21 protein-coding genes are annotated in these 21,441 nt (G+C 34.8%); 6 read left to right on the forward strand and 15 right to left on the reverse strand.

Features of this window, described 5'->3' with window-relative positions; all coding sequences use genetic code 11:
• Positions 1–127: 127 nt before the first annotated feature.
• On the forward strand, positions 128–2,017 hold the full coding sequence (locus MHB75_RS12570) for a methyl-accepting chemotaxis protein (protein ID WP_340998069.1): 1,890 nt from the start codon (positions 128–130) through the stop codon (positions 2,015–2,017).
• 136 nt (positions 2,018–2,153) lie between these two features.
• Here the strand turns inward: MHB75_RS12570 and MHB75_RS12575 are convergent, their stop codons facing one another.
• The 3 genes from MHB75_RS12575 to MHB75_RS12585 all read right to left on the reverse strand — a co-directional run bounded on the left by MHB75_RS12575 (position 2,154) and on the right by MHB75_RS12585 (position 3,527).
• Entirely contained in the window at positions 2,154–2,504 is a 351-nt protein-coding gene (locus tag MHB75_RS12575; protein ID WP_068457098.1) for a hypothetical protein, read from the reverse strand.
• Positions 2,505–2,614: 110 nt separating this feature from the next.
• Complete coding sequence (locus tag MHB75_RS12580) at positions 2,615–3,109, reverse strand: HugZ family pyridoxamine 5'-phosphate oxidase (protein ID WP_340998071.1); 495 nt, start codon at positions 3,107–3,109, stop codon at positions 2,615–2,617.
• Positions 3,110–3,113: 4 nt separating this feature from the next.
• On the reverse strand, positions 3,114–3,527 hold the full coding sequence (locus tag MHB75_RS12585) for an ABC transporter ATP-binding protein (protein WP_340998074.1): 414 nt from the start codon (positions 3,525–3,527) through the stop codon (positions 3,114–3,116).
• 8 nt (positions 3,528–3,535) lie between these two features.
• On the opposite strand from MHB75_RS12585, the gene MHB75_RS12590 reads away from it, so the two are divergent.
• The gene (locus MHB75_RS12590) at positions 3,536–4,414 is read left to right on the forward strand and encodes an IS110 family transposase (RefSeq protein ID WP_340998076.1); all 879 of its coding nucleotides are present in this window, start codon (positions 3,536–3,538) and stop codon (positions 4,412–4,414) included.
• A gap of 486 nt (positions 4,415–4,900) precedes the next feature.
• Here the strand turns inward: MHB75_RS12590 and MHB75_RS12595 are convergent, their stop codons facing one another.
• Complete coding sequence (locus tag MHB75_RS12595; RefSeq protein ID WP_445667009.1) at positions 4,901–6,343, reverse strand: DEAD/DEAH box helicase; 1,443 nt, start codon at positions 6,341–6,343, stop codon at positions 4,901–4,903.
• Positions 6,344–6,363: 20 nt separating this feature from the next.
• Entirely contained in the window at positions 6,364–7,245 is an 882-nt protein-coding gene (locus MHB75_RS12600) for a LysR family transcriptional regulator (protein WP_340998081.1), read from the reverse strand.
• 110 nt (positions 7,246–7,355) lie between these two features.
• Between MHB75_RS12600 and MHB75_RS12605 the strand changes: the two genes are divergently transcribed.
• The 3 genes from MHB75_RS12605 to MHB75_RS12615 all read left to right on the forward strand — a co-directional run bounded on the left by MHB75_RS12605 (position 7,356) and on the right by MHB75_RS12615 (position 10,654).
• The gene (locus tag MHB75_RS12605; RefSeq protein WP_141272353.1) at positions 7,356–8,546 is read left to right on the forward strand and encodes a coenzyme F420-0:L-glutamate ligase; all 1,191 of its coding nucleotides are present in this window, start codon (positions 7,356–7,358) and stop codon (positions 8,544–8,546) included.
• Between the two features lie 136 nt (positions 8,547–8,682).
• On the forward strand, positions 8,683–9,441 hold the full coding sequence (pgeF, locus tag MHB75_RS12610) for a peptidoglycan editing factor PgeF (protein WP_340998083.1): 759 nt from the start codon (positions 8,683–8,685) through the stop codon (positions 9,439–9,441).
• Positions 9,442–9,526: 85 nt separating this feature from the next.
• Entirely contained in the window at positions 9,527–10,654 is a 1,128-nt protein-coding gene (locus tag MHB75_RS12615; protein WP_340998084.1) for a fused response regulator/phosphatase, read from the forward strand.
• A 22-nt stretch (positions 10,655–10,676) separates the two neighbouring features.
• Here MHB75_RS12615 and MHB75_RS12620 read toward each other — a convergent pair whose 3' ends face one another.
• The 9 genes from MHB75_RS12620 to MHB75_RS12660 form a co-directional block, all read right to left on the reverse strand.
• Entirely contained in the window at positions 10,677–11,510 is an 834-nt protein-coding gene (locus MHB75_RS12620; RefSeq protein WP_340998633.1) for a CheR family methyltransferase, read from the reverse strand.
• Positions 11,510–14,185 (reverse strand): ATP-binding protein, encoded by a 2,676-nt coding sequence (locus tag MHB75_RS12625; RefSeq protein ID WP_340998085.1) that lies wholly within the window; start codon positions 14,183–14,185, stop codon positions 11,510–11,512. Before MHB75_RS12625 ends, MHB75_RS12620 begins: the two co-directional genes overlap by 1 nt.
• A gap of 241 nt (positions 14,186–14,426) precedes the next feature.
• Positions 14,427–14,933 (reverse strand): QueT transporter family protein, encoded by a 507-nt coding sequence (locus tag MHB75_RS12630; RefSeq protein ID WP_141272345.1) that lies wholly within the window; start codon positions 14,931–14,933, stop codon positions 14,427–14,429.
• 130 nt (positions 14,934–15,063) lie between these two features.
• Positions 15,064–15,810, reverse strand: a complete 747-nt coding sequence (locus MHB75_RS12635; RefSeq protein ID WP_340998087.1) for a 3-oxoacyl-ACP reductase — start codon at positions 15,808–15,810, stop codon at positions 15,064–15,066.
• 55 nt (positions 15,811–15,865) lie between these two features.
• Entirely contained in the window at positions 15,866–16,087 is a 222-nt protein-coding gene (locus MHB75_RS12640) for a DUF2829 domain-containing protein (RefSeq protein ID WP_068457053.1), read from the reverse strand.
• Between the two features lie 35 nt (positions 16,088–16,122).
• The gene (locus MHB75_RS12645; RefSeq protein WP_340998089.1) at positions 16,123–17,085 is read right to left on the reverse strand and encodes a sensor domain-containing diguanylate cyclase; all 963 of its coding nucleotides are present in this window, start codon (positions 17,083–17,085) and stop codon (positions 16,123–16,125) included.
• Positions 17,082–17,894 carry an alpha/beta fold hydrolase gene (locus tag MHB75_RS12650; RefSeq protein ID WP_340998091.1) on the reverse strand — a complete coding sequence of 271 codons (813 nt, stop codon included), beginning with the start codon at positions 17,892–17,894 and terminating at the stop codon, positions 17,082–17,084. The genes MHB75_RS12645 and MHB75_RS12650 overlap by 4 nt, the downstream gene beginning before the upstream one ends.
• 139 nt (positions 17,895–18,033) lie before the next feature.
• A complete protein-coding gene (locus MHB75_RS12655) occupies positions 18,034–19,722 on the reverse strand; it encodes an FAD-dependent oxidoreductase (RefSeq protein ID WP_340998094.1) in 1,689 nt (562 codons plus the stop codon).
• Positions 19,723–19,792: 70 nt separating this feature from the next.
• A complete protein-coding gene (locus MHB75_RS12660) occupies positions 19,793–19,966 on the reverse strand; it encodes a hypothetical protein (protein WP_170214687.1) in 174 nt (57 codons plus the stop codon).
• 230 nt (positions 19,967–20,196) lie between these two features.
• On the opposite strand from MHB75_RS12660, the gene MHB75_RS12665 reads away from it, so the two are divergent.
• Positions 20,197–20,745 (forward strand): ECF transporter S component, encoded by a 549-nt coding sequence (locus tag MHB75_RS12665; protein ID WP_068457043.1) that lies wholly within the window; start codon positions 20,197–20,199, stop codon positions 20,743–20,745.
• 39 nt (positions 20,746–20,784) lie between these two features.
• On the opposite strand, the gene MHB75_RS12670 is transcribed toward MHB75_RS12665, so the two are convergent.
• Positions 20,785–21,408, reverse strand: coding sequence for an NUDIX hydrolase (locus MHB75_RS12670; protein ID WP_141272333.1), 624 nt, complete (start codon positions 21,406–21,408; stop codon positions 20,785–20,787).
• Between the last annotated feature and the right edge of the window lie 33 nt (positions 21,409–21,441).

Raw genomic sequence — 21,441 nt, forward strand, 5'->3', positions numbered from 1 at the left:
TACATATTTTGTTCCGATACTAATATATATGTATTTTATGAAAGAAGGTTATTAGAAAATGTTAAAAAATATGCGCTTGCGTACCAAACTAATTATTTCGTTTTCGGCAATTTTAATCATTCCTAGCATGATTATCAGTACTGTAGCATTTCAAAATATCAAATCTCTTGTAATTGAACAGCAAGGTGGATATGCGCATTCTAGTTCAGATATATTGAACGCAAATATCACAAATACATTACAAAGTAAAATAGATGATATTGATTATTTAGCAGATCGCATCTCAAAACTGCCTTTAAAAATGGATAAGAAATCTGAAGTACGAACAGTTTTAAGTGAGTATGCAGAAGGACATAATGATGTACAGATTGCGTATGTTGGATCTGCAAAGGGCGATATGATTCAAATGCCTTACTACATTTATCCAAAAGATTATAATCCAATAGAACGTCCGTGGTATAAAGGGGCTTTAAATGAACAAGATTATTCAATTTCAGACCCCTACATCTCTGCTTTAGATAATAAATTGGTTATTACCATTTCAAAAAAGTTACCGAATGATATGGGTGTTGTCGGTATCGATATGTCGATTAATTCATTCCAAAAATTAGCGAATGAAGTGAAAATCGGCAAGAAGGGTTTTATCTCTATTATTGACCAACATGGAAACTATATTACCCATCCGACAAAGGAACTTGGAAAACCTGTAGATGATGAGATGAAATCTATCATATCTAGCAATAAAAAAACTGACACAAAAGATATAAATAATAAAACTTTATCGTTAAAAACAAATGATTTATCTGATTGGAAAATTGTAAGTACAACTTATATTTCAGAAGCTACTACACAAGCAAGTAAAACATGGATGAATATCATGTACATTCTTGTTGGTTCTTTAATTTTAGGTGGTATTTTAAATTTCTTCATTATTCGTTCAATCATTTCGCCAATTAAAAAATTACGTGATAGTGCTTTAACAATCAGTGAAGGTGATTTAACAACTGAAATTACGGTTTCTGGTAAAGATGAAGTAGGTCAATTAGCTGAAGCATTCGAAAAGATGAAAATTCATTTAACAGCTTTAATATCTAATTTAAAAAATAATGCTAATACCATTCGCGAGTCTTCTGACTTACTTTCTGCAAGTACAAGCGAAAATATGGCAAGCTCACAGCAAATTACTGCTGCATTGCAACAAGTAACGATTAATAATGAACATCAAACAAACCAAATGGCACAATCTAACCAAGCTCTTGGTGAAGTTTCTGATGGTATCCAAGATATGGCTTCAGACACTAGTCAAGTAACTGAATTATCACAAACAGCAAACCAACAAGCTCTTGAAGGCGGACAATCAATCCAAGAAACTGTTGAAAAGATGGAAAGTATTCAATTGGCTGTAAATGAAACAGATTTAAAAGTCCGTTCACTTTATGATCGTACAAAAGAAATCAATTCAATTTTAGAAATGATACGCTCAATTGCTGACCAAACAAATTTACTTGCATTAAACGCTTCAATTGAAGCAGCACGTGCTGGGGAACATGGGAAAGGTTTTGCTGTTGTAGCTGAAGAAGTTCGTAAACTTGCTGAAAGCTCACAACAATCTGCAGGACAAATTGAAACATTGATTCAAACAGTTCAAGATGATACGGGCGAAACAGTGAAAATTATGGAATCTGCTCTTCATCATGTGCAAGATGGAACAAAAGTGGTTGAAAATACAGCTGAGAAATTTGATGTAATCGTTAAAAATATGCAAAGTATTACACCACGTATGGAAAATGTTTCTGCTGTTTCACAAGAAATTGCAGCAACTATTTCAACGATGACAAGTAGTTCACAAGTATTAATTGATGCAGCAACTGAAAATGCAGCTGCATTAGAAGAAGTATCTGCTTCTACTGAAGAATCTTTGTCTTCAATGGCAAGTATGGAACGTACTGCACAAGAATTACAACACTTAGCTGAAGAATTACAACAAAGTATTCAAAAATTTAAATTACCAAATTAAACAGACTAGGACATAAGTGCAAAAAACACTATCACACATGAGCATAAAAAAACTGGAATCGCGCTGTAGCACGGTTCCAGTTTTTCGTTGCGAACGCTAAAAAAGGGAAGTGAAATGTTTTATCCTAGCCTGTCTCTTATGAGATTTTTCTTTGAATTGAAGAAGTTAAAACTTTTGATAAGTAATTCCCTTCGAACGGTTGAATGACTAGACCTTGCTGAATAAGATGTAACCAAATCGCTTGATCAAGTGCATACGGAGATTCTTGCTGTAAAATGTCAATTTCACTTTTAGTAAAGGCAACTTGATAAGACTGTCCACGATATTGTATTTTAACCGTGTATAAACGCCATGCTTCTGCTTCTAATACAACTTCTGAATCCCATTGTTGTAATTGCAAATATGCATCATGTACAACTTTTTTGAAAAACTTTCGTGCCGTATAAGATGTTGCCATCGTTGTTCTAAAAAAGTGATTTGTATTCATTTTAATCAGCCTCCGTTCAATACCCTAGTTATCTTATAAGAATAATAACAAAATTATTTTGAAATGTAAATAAAGAAAACAGACACCTATCGTCTAAGTGTCTGCTTCTCTTACTTTTTATCGATGACTACATGTGAGATGGTATTCTCAAGTAAATTAATATCAAAAGCTTTTCTAAAACCAACTACATATCGTCCTTCCAATGGTGTTAACTCAAAAAGCGAAAAATCTAAGCCACGTAAAAGATCAATCATTGGCTTCTTAAACTTTTCTTCAAATTTTTGAAAAATTGATTCGTGTGTAGCTTCTTCTACTAATTGTGGTCTACATACAAAACGTAATCGTTCTCGTGCAAATAAATTAGGTGAATGCACTTCATCTACTATTAACATAGCTTGAATACACTCACTTTGTTGAATAGAGGCGTAGTGATCTGATATACGGCTAATATAGATATATAACTTCCCCTCATTCAAAATATAAGGAGCATAACTAATTAAAGGTGTCCCTTCCGATGTTATACTGCTAATCATAACTATTTTTTGTGTTTGTAAAAATGTTTGACATGCTTGTTGTTGTTCAGCTAAATCTATTTCTTTTTTCATATGTTTAATCTACTTTTGCAATGCCAACCCATTGAATTCTTGGTCGACCATGTTTAAAGTGTGCATTAATATCGCAATCCACATGATAAACTTGGCGAATTAATTCACGTGTCATCACTTCTTCTGACGTTCCATACTTCACGATTTTTCCTTTTTGAATCATACATACACGATCGCTATATAGGCTCGCTTGATTTAAATCATGTAAAACCATCACAATGGTCATACCAAAATCACGATTCACACGATGGATAAGTTCGAGTAATTGTAACTGATGTGCGATATCTAAATAAGTAGTAGGTTCGTCTAAGAGTAGAATTTTAGGTCGCTGTGCGAGCGACATAGCAATCCATGCTCTCTGTGCTTCTCCACCTGAAAGAGAGGATACAAAGCGATGCTCATGAACTCGCAAAAACACATTTCAAAATGGAGCGAAAAATAACCTATATTCAAGATGATTATTATGAACAGATGCGAGCACTTACACGTTATTATGATGAAATTGATGAAGAAATGATTTTACTAAAGAGCCGTATGCATGCAATTTTACATATGAGTTTTCCTGAATTAGAAAAATTATTTACTCCGAGCTCCGCATTATTTTTAAATGTTGTACAGCTCTATCCACATCCAGCACTTGTACTAGCCCATTCCAAAACCATCATTAAAAATCGTTTGAAAGCGAATACGAAAAAGAACCTTTCACTTACTCGTGCGGAGAAAAAGGCGATTGAACTAATAGAAGCAGCTCAAAATAGTTATCCCGCAATTAAGCCGACAGATGTTCGATGTGATCAAGTAAAGGATTACGCCATTCGTATTGCGGAATTAAAGGAAAAGAAAGAAGCACTCGTCCAACAGATGACAGAGCTATCAAAAGAACGGCAAGAATATCATGTATTGCGTTCGATTTCTGGTGTGGGCGATTCAACTGCTTGTCGTCTAATTGGTGAAATGGGTGATATTCGTCGTTTCCAAAATGCGAAACAATTAAACGCCTATGTAGGAATTGACATTATGCGATACCAGTCTGGGAACACACAGTACCGCGATCGAATTAATAAACGAGGAAACAAGCATTTACGAAAGATTTTATATTTTATGGTGTGTGCCATGTTAATGGCGAAGGGAAAGCCAAATCATTTTGTCGATTATTATTATAAATTAAAAAAGCAACCTCAGAGAAAACCTCATAAGGTTGCGATCATCGCCTGCATCAATAAGTTTCTGAAAGTGACATTTCAGTTACTGACGCGTGGCATTCTTTACGATTATGAGTCCGCACTACCAGCTCAGAAATCGTAATACCTATTCTTAAACTATATCACAACGACCTTTCGAAAAAAATAAAAAGTCGCAAGGTCTTTTTGGCTTGTGTAATTTTTGTGAGGGAGGGGGTACCCCCTCCCTCACAAAAAAACCTTTCAATATCTTACTATTTTTTTATAAAAGCTATTGACTAATCGTAAGTAAAGAGCTTGGGACAGAACAAAATAATATGTCTCAAATGCGAATGATCAAATCAATTGAACGCGTAGAAAACGACTCCTGCGGGAATAGCATGAGCTGAAAACCCCACAGGAACGCAGTGACGAGGAGTTTGAAGCCATGCCCGAACGCTACGTGATGTAGTGGGGCAAGATTTGCAAGAGGACGTTGCGTTCTTTTCTTACCTACCTCTATTCGTTTTTCGAAGCGGAAATTAATCTGAACGAACAAATCCCGTATGATTTTGAAAAATCATACGGGATTTGCTATGTTGAAAATACTTTTGTCTCAGCCTCGTGTAAATTATGCTTTTTTCGCAACATGTACTTTTAGTTTTTTATTTTTAACTGTACGATTTTGCATTTCTTTTAAAACGAGTGTTCCTTTACCATTTAAAATCTCAACAAAACTGCATGTATCTTCGATTGTAATAATGCCAATATCATCAGCTGTCACACCATCAATTTTTGCAATGGTTCCTACAAAATCAACTGCACGAATTTTCTTCTTTTTACCACCATTAAAGTAAAGCTTGGTAATGTGTTCATTCAATTGCTCACTTTTCATCACTTTACGTTCTGGTCGTGTATTCATTTTTTCTTCAAAGGCAGCTTGGTTTTCAGCTATTTCCTCAGCAGTCGGTACTTGTTCAACTGGAATCATTTTCTCAATATATTCTTCGATCTCTTGTACGTAACGTTTTTCATTTGGACTAGATAATAGAATCGCTGTACCTTGTTGACCTGCACGTCCTGTACGTCCCATACGATGTACATAACTCTCTTTTTCAAATGGTACATCATATTGAACTACAAGTGAGATCCCTTCAATATCAATACCACGTGCTGCTACATCTGTTGCAACCAAATAACGGAAGTCTCCTTTTCTAAAATCTTTCATGACAGCTAATCGGTCATCTTGCGTCATTCCACCATGTAGCATGTCCACACTATAGTATGCTTTTTCTAATTGGTCACATACAGAACGTACTTGCTCTTTCGTATTACAAAAGATGATACAACTATCTGGATTTTGGACGACTGTAACATCACGTAACACACGCATTTTATCTTCTGCTTTCACTTGAATACGTTGTTGACGAATCGTCGTTTTCTCTTGCTCTTTCGCTTCATGTTCAATAAAGACAGGTGTTTTCATATATTTCTCTGCTAAACATTTAATCTCATCTGCATATGTTGCAGAGAAAAGTAATGTTTGACGCTTTGTTGGTAACTTCCTAATGATTTTTTCAACTTGATCGATGAATCCCATGTGCAATAATTCATCTGCTTCGTCAATAACAAGTGTTGTCAGTTGATCTAAATAAAGTGTTCCGCGCTCAATATGATCCATAATACGCCCCGGTGTCCCAACAACAACATGTGTTTTTTGTCGAAGTGCGGTCATTTGGAATCGAATTGGTTGGCGACCATATACAGCTACTGCTTTAATACGTTTATAACGACCGATATTTGTAAAATCCTCTTTTACTTGTACAGCTAATTCACGCGTGGGAACAAGCACAAGTACTTGCGGTTTGTTCTCCTCCCAATTCATCTGTTCAATTAGTGGAATCGCAAAAGCAGCTGTTTTTCCGCTACCTGTTTTAGACTTTGCGATGACATCTTGTTTTGATTGTACAATTGGTAGTACTTTCTCTTGAATCGGTGTTGGTTTTTTATAACCTAAATCCTCAATGGCCTGTAAAACTTTTGAATCTTGAATATAATTTGAAAATGAATGCATGTAAATTCCTCTCTTACTCATTATTTAACAAGCATTTCGAAAAAACGTGTGGAAGCAGGAGTTAGAGGAACATTCTTCAAATAGCAAACACCGATAGAACGTGGTGGAATATCATGTTCAAGTGTCATCTCAAATAAACGACCCCTCTCTAACTCTTCGAGTGCAAACTCTTTTGTTACACAGGCAATTCCTAAATTACTCTTAGCAAATTCCACGAGTAAATCGTGTGAACCAAGTTCGAGTTCTGGTTCAATCAGGGTTCCCTGTACTTTTAAAAAGTTCTCTACATATTTTCGCGAATTTGCTGAGCGCTCAAGCATAATGAGTGGTAAATTTTTTAGTTGTTCGAGCTTTAATGGATATTTTATAAGTGGTTTGTATTTCTCCCCACAGACAAAAATATCATGAATTTCTTTTAGTGCTGTAACTGCAAGTTGTTCTTCATGAATGGGTAAGTTACACACTGCTAAATCAACAGCACCAGACTTTACTTGTTGTGTTAACTCAATCGTTGTACCATTTACCATTTTAAAATGGATATTCGGATAACGATTTCGAAAATCTTCTAAATAAGGTAAAAGATAATGCTTAGAAATCGTATCACTTACTCCTATTTTTAGTTCTCCCACTGTTAAATGTTTTAATTCTAACAATTTATTTTCGCCCACTTCAATTAAAGCAAGTGCTGATTTAATATGCGCATATAAAATCTCGCCTTCACTTGTTAATGTAACGCCCTTTGGTGTGCGATTAAATAAACGACAATTCAATTCGCGCTCCAATTGAGAAATGGCCTGACTAATAGCCGGTTGTGTCATATATAAAGTTTTGGCTGCTTTTGAAAAACTCTCTGCACGACCCACATGTAAAAATATACGATAGTAGTCTAGTTTGACAACCATATAACCTCTCCTTATATGTGCTATTTCTTATATTAATTTTACTTATATATAGAAGCAAAGTATAGTTATTTATATCATATATAATACATAATTATTGAGGAGAGATTATTTTGGAACGAGTAGTAGGAACTGTTGTACGTGGACTTCGTGGTCCGATTATTAATGAAGGTGACGATATCGCACAAATCGTTGTAGATGCGGTATTAACTGCATCAGAAGTAGAAGGTTTTGAAATTCAAGATCGCGATGTTGTAACTGTAACAGAATCAGTTGTTGCACGTGCACAAGGTAACTATGCTTCAGTTGACGCAATCGCTGAAGATGTATCAGCAAAATTTGGAGATGACACAGTTGGTATTATCTTCCCAATTCTAAGTCGTAATCGTTTTGCAATTTGCTTACGTGGTATCGCAAAAGGCATTAAAAAAGCTGTTTTAATGTTAAGCTACCCATCAGATGAAGTAGGTAACCACTTAGTAAGCTTAGATGCATTAGATGAAAAAGGTGTGAACCCTTGGACTGATACACTTTCAGAAACAGAATTTCGTGAACACTTCGGCGCAAACACACACCCATTCACTGGTGTTGATTATATCGAGTACTATAAATCATTAGTTCAAGAATATGGTGTTGAGGTGGAGGTTATTTTCTCTAACAATCCAAAAGCAATCTTAGACTATACAAAGAACGTTTTAACTTGTGATATCCACTCACGTCAACGTACAAAACGTATTTTAAAAACTGCAGGTGCAGAAAAAGTTTACTCACTTGACGATATTTTAAATCAATCAGTAAACGGTAGTGGATTCAACGAAGCATACGGTCTTCTAGGTTCAAACAAATCAACAGAAGATAGCGTAAAATTATTCCCACGTAACTGCCAACCAATCGTTGATGGTATCCAAGCAACATTAAAAGAAAAAACAGGTAAGACAGTTGAAGTAATGGTTTACGGAGACGGTGCTTTCAAAGATCCTGTAGGTCAAATTTGGGAACTAGCTGATCCTGTTGTATCACCAGCCTACACAGCAGGTCTTGATGGTACACCGAACGAAGTAAAATTAAAATATTTAGCTGATAATGATTTCGCTGATCTACGCGGTGATGAATTAGATGCTGCAATTAAAAACTACATCAATAATAAAGATGAAGATTTAACAGGTAATATGGCTGCCCAAGGTACTACACCTCGTCGTTTAACTGATTTAATCGGTTCTCTATCAGATTTAACTTCGGGTTCTGGTGATAAAGGAACACCAATGATTTACATCCAAGGTTACTTCGATAATTACACAAAATAATCATTTATTTATGAGAGTCTAGGGGAAATCCCTAGACTCTTTTTTTATAAATTGGCGTAGAGTATAAATAGTCTAAAACCCTGTCTTTTGATTTTCGGACTTAAATATCATACAGTAATTTAAAAGGGGTGATTGCATGAAAATCCAATATATTTGTCAAGATGACGAAATCGTATCAGGTATTACGTTAAAAGATGAAACTGAACCAGAAGCCTATAATCTAGCACTGCATTGTTGCCAAGAAGCTACAGCCGTTCTAAATAATCGACGTGCTTTAGCTGACGAACTAGGGGTGGAATTAGAGCAACTAATTTGCGCAAACCAAACACATAGTGCTAACTTATATAAAGTAACAAGAGATGATTTAGGTCGTGGTTCTACAGATGCAGATACTGCCATTCCAAACACAGATGCTTTATACACATTTGAAAAAGACTTGGTTTTGTGTACTTTTACAGCCGATTGCGTTCCTGTAACATTTTATGACCCTACATCTGGGTTGATTGGTGTGATTCATTCAGGGTGGCAAGGTACTGTAAAAGAAATTAGTTTACGTGTAATGGACTTCCTGAAAAATCGAGAACGACTTAACGCTGAAAATTTACAAGTTCATATTGGTACAGCACTCAGCCAACAGCATTTCGAAGTAGACGAAGATGTATATATTCGTTTTAAAGCTTTAGGCTATGCGAATGATTTTATCTATTTTAATGAAGGTACTTCCAAATATCATATTGATAACCAACTCGTTGTAAAAACACAATTTGAATTATCAGGTGTACCAAGTAATAATATACAAATAGATCCTACATGTACATTTGATTCGATTGAAGGCTTTTCTTATCGACAATGTAAGCAAGATGGACGACATTTAACTTTTATTTATAGAAGGTAATGCATTTATGTGTTGTTTTATTTTTAGTATTTTTTAGAAATTTAGTATAATATATGTATTATTTAAGTGAGAGGTCGTATAATCTATGAGTATTTTATTAGTTGATGACAATTTAATTAATCTATTCACATTAGAAAAACTATTAAAAAGTTCGGGATATGAAGATTGTATTCCACTTAATTCTTCAAAAGATTTACTAACTTATATGCGTACACCTGCACATGCTAAAAATGTCGATTTAATTTTACTCGACATTATGATGCCAGAGATGGATGGTTTAGAAGCTTGTAGGCAAATCAAAGCCATGAATCACGCTAAAAATGTTCAGATTATATTCGTTACCGCATTAGAAGATAAAAAGAAATTAGTCGAAGCACTGGATATAGGTGGCAGTGACTATATTTCAAAACCACTTAACAAAACTGAATTACTCGCGCGTATTCGCGTAGCATTACGGCTTAAAAAAGAATTAGATTGGCATACAGAACATGATAAAAAAATTCAAATTGAATTAAACCTTGCTTCCAAAGTACAACAGAATTTATTAAGTACACCATTTGAGAATGAACAATTAAAAATCGATGTATCTTATTGCCCTTCTTCCAACCTTTCAGGGGATTTGTATTATTGGTATCGACTAGACGAAAATCGTTACGCGATTATCTTACTTGATATGATGGGGCATGGGATTTCATCTTCACTTATTTGTATGTATATATCTTCTGTTCTCCGTGAAACAATTAATAATATTGTTGAGCCTGTAGCTGTTATGACAGAACTAAACCGCTATATGTCGATTTTACATAGTGAAACTGATAATGGTATACCTTACTATTTCACAGGAATTTACTTAGTAATTGATACAAAAGAAAAAACGATTGAATACATTAACGCAGGTCATCCAGCAGGTTACCTTACATTAGATGAAAAAACCGTTCAACCACTATCATCTAACACAATGGCTGTTGGTTTTTTTGATAAGTTATGTGCTATTAAAGATAAAGTTCATTATGAAAAAAATTTTCAAATTGTGTTATTTACAGACGGTGTATTAGAAGCAATTCATGCAGATGAATATATTGCGGAAGAAAAAATTAAAGCACATTGTTCACACCATTGGATTTGTCCAAATACCGTAATAGACGAACTACTTCCACCTGACCAACAACTTAATCAAACAGATGATATGTGTGTGATTTTAATTCAAGGATAAAAAAGAGATGCATTATGATGGTTTACTCATCATAACGTATCTCTTTCTTTTTATAAATTTGATGTTCAATTGATTTTGTTTCATAAAATTTGCAGACATCTGTAAACTGAAGTGTTTCTCGATGCCCCAACCCTAAAATACCACCTGTACTTAGACTATCAAAGAAGATTTTTTGCACTTTATTTTGTAAACCTATATTAAAGTAAATCAATACATTTCGACAGAGAATCATATGAAATTCATTAAATGATTGATCTGTCACTAGATTATGTTGCATAAAACTAATTGATTTTACTAAATCTTCTTGTAGATAAGCATATTCTTCATCTGTCGTATAATATTGTGAAAAGGATTGCTTTCCACCAGACAATTGATAGTTTTTCGTATAGTTTTTCATCTTACTTAAAGGAATTTTACCTTCTTTTGCAATCTTTAATATTTCTTCATTCATATCTGTCGCATAAATTTTAGATTTCTCTAGGAGCCCTGCTTCTTTTAATAAAATAGCCATCGAAAAAGCTTCTTCTCCTGTGGAACAACCTGCATGCCAAATTCGAATCTCAGATAAATCTTTAAATAGTGGTAGAATTTCTTCACGCATATATTTAAAAAATAAAGGATTGCGGAACATTTCCGTCACATTAATTGAAAAGTCCTGTAATAATTGATGAAGCATTTCTTCGTTCGTAAAAACTTCATTTTGTAAAATCGAAACGGAATCCATTTGATTCATTTTCATTCGATGATGAATTCTTCTCATAATAGATGGTCGACTATAATCTCTAAAATCATAGCCTGTTAATTGATGAATGGCTTGGAGCAACAATTCTACTTCAATTGTTTCGCGTTCATGAATCACTTACCTTTCACCTCTTTAGTCAGCCAGACACGTAAGATACTTAGTAATTGTTCCATATTAAGAGGCTTACTAATATAATCAGATGCACCTACCTTCATACACTGATCGCGGTCAATTTCCATTGCTTTTGCTGTTATAGCTATAATTGGTAAGTCTAAGTTCATTTGTTCTCGTATGATTTGAATTACTTCATATCCATTCATCCCTGGCATCATAATATCCATTAATACGGCATCATAATCAGTATTGTATTGTAATTTTTGTAAGCATTCTAATCCACTTTCTCCTGATGTAACAATCGCCCCTTTACTTTCTAAAAGTGTTCGCATGGAATATATGTTACGTCGGTCATCATCAATCATTAAGATTTTTTTACCTTGAAAGATATTCACCTTTTCTTCGGGTTGAACTGCCAAGCTTCCTTTCACAGCCTCTATATTCTCTTGGCATTGCCTCATATTAGGTAAATACAGTTTGAACGTACTTCCAATACCCTCTTCAGATTCTACTTGAATAAATCCACCTAATAATTTAGCGTATTCTTTTGAAATAGCCAAACCTAAACCTGTACCACCATATTTACGTACTGTTGCACCGTCTACTTGATGGAACGATTCAAAAATAATACTATGTTTTTCTTTCGGAATACCAATGCCTGTATCCTCAACAGCAATCTCAAGCCAATCGTCACTTACTTTCTGCATTTCTTCTGTAATTAACGCCGCACTTTGAATACGAACTTCTACTTTCCCTTGTTCTGTAAATTTAAAAGCATTAGATAAAAAGTTTTTCAATATTTGACGCAATCTTAATTCATCTGTAAAGAATAGTTTTGGTATTTCTCCTAAGATTTCAATATGATAAGTTAAATCTTTTTGTTTAGCAAAATGTGCAAAGTTTGCTTTTAAAATCTTTGGTAGTTCACTAATATTCACATCGGAAAACTCAATATTCACTTTTCCCGTTTCAATTTTAGATAAATCTAAAATATCATTAATAAGCTCTAATAAGTCCTGTCCTGAAGAATGAATGACTTTTGCAAACTCTTTTTCCTCATCTGATAAATGACTATTTTCTTGGTCTGTCAGCATTTCTGATAACAATAAGATACTATTAAGTGGCGTTCTTAACTCATGTGACATATTCGCTAAAAATTCCGATTTATATTTTGCACCCTGAGCAATTTCCCTCGCCTGTGTCTCTATATCTCGATTTGCAAGCGCTAACTCACGCGTTCTTGCTTCCGCTTCTTTTGTACGAATTGCTAAACTATCATTCATTGTCGATAATTCATTCGTCTGTGCTTGTAACTCCTCAGACTGTGTTTGCAATTCTTCAGATTGAGCCTGCAATTCCTCTGTTAAGCGATTAGAATCTAATAATAACGACTCAATATGCATCGTACGTTTTACACTATCAATCGATATTCCGAGTGTTTCATTTACTTTATTTAATAGTTGAATATGCTTTTCTTCAAAAGTATCGAGCGTTGCAAACTCTAAAACTGCAATTACTTGACGGTTAAAATAGACAGGCATTAATAACAGCGTCCTAGGTGCTGTATCTATTAAACTAGTCGAAATGACATGTGTACTTTCTGGACTTACAGCCATTTTATACATATGCCCATCTTTTGCAACTTGTCCGATTAATCCTTCACCTAATTTAAATGAGTCTCTCCCAATATTCAAATTATTCTCAGCAAAAGCACCTTTTTTTACATACAATATATCTTTATCATCTTCTTCACGCAAATAAAAAACGCCATGAACTGCATGAATGACTTTCGATATTTCAGATAAGATAACATCGGCTAATGTATGGATATCATTGACTCCTTGATATGCATAAATAATATAATTCACATTATTTTGAAGCCATTCTTTTTCTTCAAGTTGATTCAATAATTGATTTGTTTCAATCGTTAAATCCCGCACTTCATCCCGAGATGTAATGTCGATTCGTTCTTGTAAATTGCCACCTTTTTGGCGAATATTTTGAATTGTATTTTTTACATTTTGAATCGCTTGAGTGATATTTTTAGAAACATAATTTGAAACAAATAGACCGACTAACATAATTGATAAAATCGCAATAAATAATACCCACATTAATTGAGTACTTGTTTGTTCTAAATTTTTTGTCTCGTCATTTAGTAGTACATTTTGCTCCTGACGTAAACGATTAATCGTTCGATTAATACTCGGTACTTCATTGTTTTCTATTTTTTGTTGTAAAAAAGCTGTCGCTGCGGGTTCGCCTTTTTCTTCTCTAATTTTGAGGGAAGGCTCAACGATAAGCGTTATCCACTTATTCACACTTTTTTCTAAATCTAATGCAAGTATTTTTTCATTGGACTGTTTTGCTACTACATTTTTCAGATTTTCTAAATCGTTAAGAACATTTATACGCTGTTCCTCATACTCATTTATGTATCTTTTTTCTCCTGTTAAGATATAGCTATTCTGCTTTTTTTCAATTTGAATAATCGATTGTTCTACTGTGTTAATCATTTGATGTACTTCTAAATTGCGATTTGTGACATCACTTCTTTTACTGTTTAAAACAGTGACTTTCTCTAAAATGAGAATAGATGATAGTAAAACACAAACAATAATCACGATATAACCTAAAGTTACTTTTAAGCGGATACTGCTTTTTCGTTTAGCCACCTCTCACTTCCTCCTCCACTTTTAATGATTTTTTATTATAGCAAATTAATAATAAAAAGATTTCTTTATTATCATATAGCCCATCGCTCTTTTATTTATTATCTACATTACCTAAGACAATCAACAATAAGTCTTTTTTTATATTTCACCATACATTTTTTTACATTTTACAAGACCATAAAATCTGTTTATCATAATAAAAAAATTACGCACAGATTATGCACGTAATTTAATCAATTCATTATTTATATAAATTAATTCGTTTACTAATTAAATAAATGGTAATTCCGCCTATTGTCATTGACAATAACTCACCAATTCCAACAAACAACCATGTTTCCCAGAATGGTAAATTTGCTAATACATATAATTGCAATGCTACAGTAAACATAGAGACAGCGAAAATAAGTGCTGTAATAATCATCTTTAATTTCATATTTTGCATATTTCGCGTTGCATAGCGACAAATCATTAACACAACAAATGTCGCAACTCCACCAATCGGTACATCTAAGAACCAAGTGGGTGAGGCAAAATTAGCGATGATTACACCTACTGTGACACCTATAACATAACGCTTATGATACAAAGCTAAATAATTTAGCATCTCCGATAAACGTAATTGGATGGCACCAAAACTAATGACAGCTAAAAAAACGGTTACAACCACATATAATGAGGCAACCAGTGCTGTTTTCGATAGCTCAGAAATATTTGTTGAGCTTTTTGTAATCGACGTATTATTCATTTTTCTTCTCCTTTGTGGTACTACTATTTAAGTAGTCCAGTAATAACTACGACCAAAGGAAGCGAGTTTTCACCCGATCTGAAGTGCCGTAGTGTAAGTATTTTGCTTACCGAATTATTATAACAAATTCTTATTTGGCTATCCAGCCCCCATCAATTGGAATAACTGTGCCGTGAATATAATCGGCGTCATCGCTTGCAATATAACTTGTTAGACTCGCTACTTCTTCTGGCTTTGCCCATCGTCCAGCTGGTGTCTGTTCTGCTACCCATTTTGCCATTTCACCATCTCCTTCAAAATCAGCTGCATTCATTGGCGTATGAATGGCTCCTGGCGCAATCGCATTGACGCGAATCCCTTCTCGACAATAATCTTGGTCTACTTGTTTCGTGTAACCGACAATCGCATGTTTTGAAGCAGTATAAGCTGCTCCTCCTCCGCCAGCTACAAGCCCTGCAATGGAAGTCATATTGATGATGACACCTTTTTTCTGTTCTAACATAATCGGCAATACTTCATTCGTTACGAAATACGTTCCTTTGACATTCGTATTCATAATTCGATCCCAAAGCGCCTCATCTGTATCTAAGGTTTTCGCATAACCATCTAATACACCTGCAGTATTTAATAAGATATGAATCGTATGAAATGTTTCGAGTGCTTGTTTCACAGATTGTTTCACATGAAACTTATTCGATACATCGCCTACGCTATAGGCAAACTGTTTTGGAAATGAGCTTTTCATCTGTTTCATCTGTGTATCTTCTAAGTCAAAACCATATATATAAGCACCTTTTTCTAAAAATAAAGCTACTTGTGCAGCTCCAATTCCTGAATTTGCACCTGTTACAAAAACTACTTTTTGATTAAAATCCATCTATATTCCTCCATATGAAAAGAAGCTGGCTCTAAGATTAGAGCACAGCTTATTGTTATTCTACAATTGACCAATCTTCAGCTAAGATGTCACACACTGTCGGTTGAAACATCGTGTAACCTTCACCTTCTACATTAATTAAAAAATATGGATTTAAGTTTTCTCCATCGAATTGAGAAGCCCCTACTAATTTTACATATAGTTCTGGACCGCTCCAACCGTCACGAATTACTTTTTCACCATTTTTTAGTTTTGGTAATACCTCTTCGAATGTCATACATACACTTCCTTTTTTAGCATAGATTCATTTTATCATAATTGATTCGCATGAACTGCCTGATTGCGTCCATTATTTTTAGCATAGTATAGCGCGTCATCTGCTCTTTTAAACAGTGTTGTAATCGTATCCTCTTCTGTACGTGTTGATACACCTAAACTAATTGTAATATGGTCTACAACTTCAAATTCTTGGTTTTCTACTTCACGATTTAAAAACTGTGCAATTTTTAGTGCTTCTTCTGCATCAATTAAAGATAATAATAACGCAAACTCTTCTCCACCATAGCGCGTTACATTCCCTTTATCTCCTAAAGTATTACTTAAGCATTTCGATAACTTTGTTAAGACGACATCGCCTGTTAAATGTCCATATGTGTCGTTTACCTTTTTAAAGTGATCAATATCTACCATAATCACAGATAATAGCAACTTCTCTTGCATAATCTCTTCCATACGTTCATTTAGATAACGTCGATTATAAGCACCTGTTAAAGCATCTACATGAGATATTTGTGACAACTCCAAATTCATCTGTTCTAATTTTGCTTTTTGCTCTTCAATTTGCTGATTAATTTTTTCTAATGCCTCTACTGCAATTTGATTTTGTTTTAATGCATCTTGTAGAGCATACTGTACATTTCTTAATTCTTTTTCATAATCGACTCGACGATTAATTCGCATAAACACGCAATCAATAATAGGTGCTTCTTCTTCGAATTTTTTAGCATTTAATACATACGAATCACTTGCACCTTCAGCTGTTTTTAATGTCAGTAGCATCTCTTCAACATGCCCTTGAATTGAGATTTTCGGATAAAAATAAGAATAGAACATCATCATACTTACTTTCGATAATACTTTTTCAATGGATTGATGAAGTAGTTGTTGCTTATCCATCTTCAACCATTTCGCCATTGTCTCATTTAGATTTAAAATTTCACCATTTAAACTTAGCTGCATATAACCGCATGGAGAATGTTCAAAGTGATTCATCATATTATGCGATTACTTTCAATAAAATCTATAATAATCGATGCTGTTTCTGAAGTATGACTAATATGTGGATAGTGCCCTTTTGCATTCATAACGACTAGTCGACTATTCGCAATTGACTGATGTAGATAATCACCTACATGTTTTGGAACGATACTATCTTCTGCGCATTGTAAAATTAATGTATTCGTTTGTAATTGTGGTAATTGTTCGCGATAATCTGAAAAGAATGTGACTTCCGCAAACTCACGTGCGATTTTAGGATTTGTTGAAACAAAAACCTTTTCAAGATCTTCTGTCATCTGAGGTGCAGCTTCTTCTCCTATTCCAACAGGCGCCATATAACTCGCCCATCCTGAAAAGTTCATCTCCATCATCTCTAACAGTTCACGAACATCACTTTCTTCAAAGCCACCATTAAAATCTTCTTTATTCAAATAACATGGCGAAGGTCCAATCATAATCATTTTCTCAAATAGTTCTGGTCGCTCGATTGCTACAAGCATACCAATCATCGAACTGATCGAATGCCCTAAAAAGATGACTTTTTCTAAATTCATCTCATCCATAATGTCGATAATATCTTGTTTGTAACCATGTAATGTACTATATTTTTCCTTATGATAGGCCTGTAAATCAGAACCTCCCGCACCTACATAATCAAATAAAACTAAGCGATATTTTTCTGCAAATGCAGGTGTGATATATTGCCACATGCTTTGTTCACAACCAAAACCATGTGCACAAATGATTGTCTGGTCGCCATCTCCAACCATGTTGACATTATTACGCTGTAAAATATCCATCTTCATCCACCTCTTTATCTATCTTATTTTCTTTTTAAAACGATAAGACTATTCTTTCTATCTTATCATGAATTTCCAAAAATGAAATAAACGAGTATGTTCTAGAACATAAAGAAAAGCGAAGGTTAGCCCCTCGCTTTGTGCATTATTTAAAATTATATGCTGTTACAATCGGTTCTCGCTGTTGTAATGTATCTTGTACATATTCATACAAACAGATTCCTAAGAATGAGCCGGATACATTATAAACTTGTGTGAATCCGCTGTTTTGAAGTGCCATCACAGCATTATAACTACGTTGTGCCGAACGACAATGAACATAGATTGGTCGGTCTTTTGGAATTTCATTCATACGTTCACGTAGTTCACTTAAAGGAACATTTAATGCTCCCTTAATCTGTCCATTTTCAACCTCATTTTTTTCACGCACATCTAAAAAGAACGCACCTTGTTCATATAAATCACGTACTTCCGATACATGAACTTGTTTAAAACGCCCATACAATACATTCGTTGCAACAAGAGCTGCCATATTCACAACATCTTTTGCTGTACTATACATTGGTGAATAAGATAGTTCTAAATCTTTTAAATCCTCAATCGTACCGCCCATCATAATCATTGTAGCGATTACATCAATTCTTTTATCTGCATTCCCTTTACCAATCGCTTGCGCACCTAAAATTTTGCCAGTTGGCACTTCATAAACTAATTTAAAATGAAGTGGATTACTTGAAGGCATTAATCCCACTTTATCTGGTGCAATCACGTAAACAAAGTCCGCTTCGATACCAGCCATTTTAGCTGTGCGTTCATTAATACCTGTCGCTGCACAGTTGTAATCAAAAACTTGAATACTAGATGAACCCATTACACCACGTTGACGATTTGTAATACCATACATATGGTCTGCGGCTGCACGTGCTTGTTTTTGTGCTGGACCAGCTAAAGCAAGACGTGTTGGACGACGTAGAATTTGATCGTATACTTCAATTGCATCGCCTACAGCATAAATCGAAGGATCATTCGTTTGATAATTCGTATTTACTTTAATACCACCTGTTATCCCTAAATCTAACCCCGCTTGTATCGCTAAATCGGTTTCCGGTTTCGCACCTGCTGCAACTATAACTACCTCTGCTGCAATCTTTTTACCGTTTGCAAGTAACACATGCGCTGTTTCAATTTTTTCAACCGCTGCACGCAATTCTAAATTCACGCCATGATCGAGTAATTCTTTTTGCATGATTTGCACCATATCTTCATCATACGGATCCATAATTTGTGCACCACGCTGAATTAATGTCACTGACTTTTTCGCTTCACGTAAATTTTCTGCTACTTCAACACCAATAAAGCCACCGCCAATAACCACAATATCCCGTACACCATTCATCTGAATATAGGTTTGTAATCTCTCAATATCTGCTACATTTCGAATCGTAAATACATGCGAAGAATGGATTCCTTCAATAGGAGGTAACGTCGGTTTTGCACCCGGTGATAACAGTAAAATATCATATGCTTCTTCATAGACTTCACCTGTAACAACATGCTTCACTTCAATTGTTTTGCGGTCCCTATGAATCGCAATCACTTCTTGATTCACACGTGCTTCTAAATTATATTGTTTTTTAAATTTTTCAGGACTCATCATAATTAATTTTTCACTTGTTGGAACAATTCCACTTAAGTAAAACGGTAAAGAGCAATTTGAAAAAGAAACATGTGGTCCTTTTTCAAACATGATTACCTCTGCCTGTTCATCCAATCTACGAATACGAGCAGCTGTAGAAGCTCCGCCTGCCACACCACCAACAACTAATACCTTCATTGAATATATCCTCCTCATTTGTTTATACCTACATCATATACCCCTACAGGTAATTAAACAAGGAATATCATTACTTTTCGCTTAGTTCTTTTCTCATTTCTTCCAATTCAGCAATTTGCTCTTTTGTTAGTTCAATTAATTCTTTTGTGCCTTCGTCAATTTCACCAGGTGCTTCTAGAACAGATAACATATCCTTTGCATCCTCTAACATTAACTCAATATTTTCTAATGACAATTTCGCCATTGTAAACGCCTCTTTTCGTTCAGATTATTTTCATACTATAGCGTATTTATCGGTAGATATGAAGCAATTCAGCTCGTATTAAATGACAATTTATCGAATAAATCAAATTTATGACAAACTACCATTTTATAAATTTTCTGACCACTTTAAATATATTAATTCTGGCACTTTTAAACAGTCAGTGTGTTTGCTAATGTAAGAGTACAAATTGAACCAAAGGGGTGGTTACTATGCAAAAAACATTATCGAATACAAACGCTCGTCCGCGCTCTCATACATACGACTTAATTATTACAGCGATGTGTATTGCACTTGTTTTTGTTGCAACATTATTTTTAAACATTCGTTTACCAATCTCAATTAATGGTGGACTCGTTCACTTAGGTACAGCGATGTTATTCATTGTAACGCTATTATTCGGACCGAAAAAAGGGATGATTGTCGGTGCCATAGGTATGAGTCTATTCGATTTATTCTCAAATTGGACATTATGGGCTCCGTTCACATTCGTAACACGTGGATTACAAGCCTATATTGTTGGCTCTATCGCCTTCTATGGTGGTCGTAAAGGTCGTAGTATTCCATTTAATATTGTCGGTATTTTAGCTTCTATCCCCGTTATGTTAGCAGGTTACTATTTATGTGAAGGTATCCTATTCGGTAATTGGGTTGCACCAGCTACATCGATTCCAGGTAACTTACTACAAAACAGTATAGGTTTACTTGTAGCGATTCCAGTAGTTGCTATACTTAAGAAAATACCGATGTTCCGACCATAATGAAAAACAGGCTTCGCTCGATATGCGTCGCCTGTTTTTTTATGCATCTTTTTTTAATTGCTCAATCACATAGCGTAATATACGTGCTGTTAAGCCCCATACCGTATGCCCTTCATACTCATAAAACCATTCTTCCATATCGCGAGAACGCCATTTATAATCTCTTCCGCGCGCAATTTTATCATATGGAAAATCATCTTTTGGTTGTAGTTTCACTGGGACATAATGACGGTAAGCTTCATGACTTAACAACCAATCGACAGGAATTGTGAACGTAGATCCCACTTCATCAGGATTTAATGTGTAGTGCGTTTCATCTGGAATCACTGCAACAACAGGATAAACGACAAAAGATGGCGACATGATAAGAGGACTTAGCTCTTGTAAGATTTGAATATCTTCTCTTCGAACACCTAACTCTTCTTCTGTTTCACGTTTTGCTGCTTCTATAATCGAAGCATCTGTATCATCAATTTGTCCACCTGGGAAACTAATATCTCCCGGCTGCTTACGCATTGTGGCAGAGCGTACTTCAAATAATATATGCCACCCATCTTCTTTTTGAATCAACGGAATAATAACAGCAGAACGGAAGGCTTGTTCTTCACCAATAAAAAGCGGCTGTGGTTTACGCAATTGCTGTCGAATACGTTCTAATTCCATTTCACTTCTCTCCTATACGTTTATTCTCTCTCT

Origin of the sequence: Kurthia sp. FSL E2-0154 (assembly GCF_038003625.1) — a bacterium.
In the GTDB taxonomy this organism is placed as follows: domain Bacteria; phylum Bacillota; class Bacilli; order Bacillales_A; family Planococcaceae; genus Kurthia; species Kurthia gibsonii.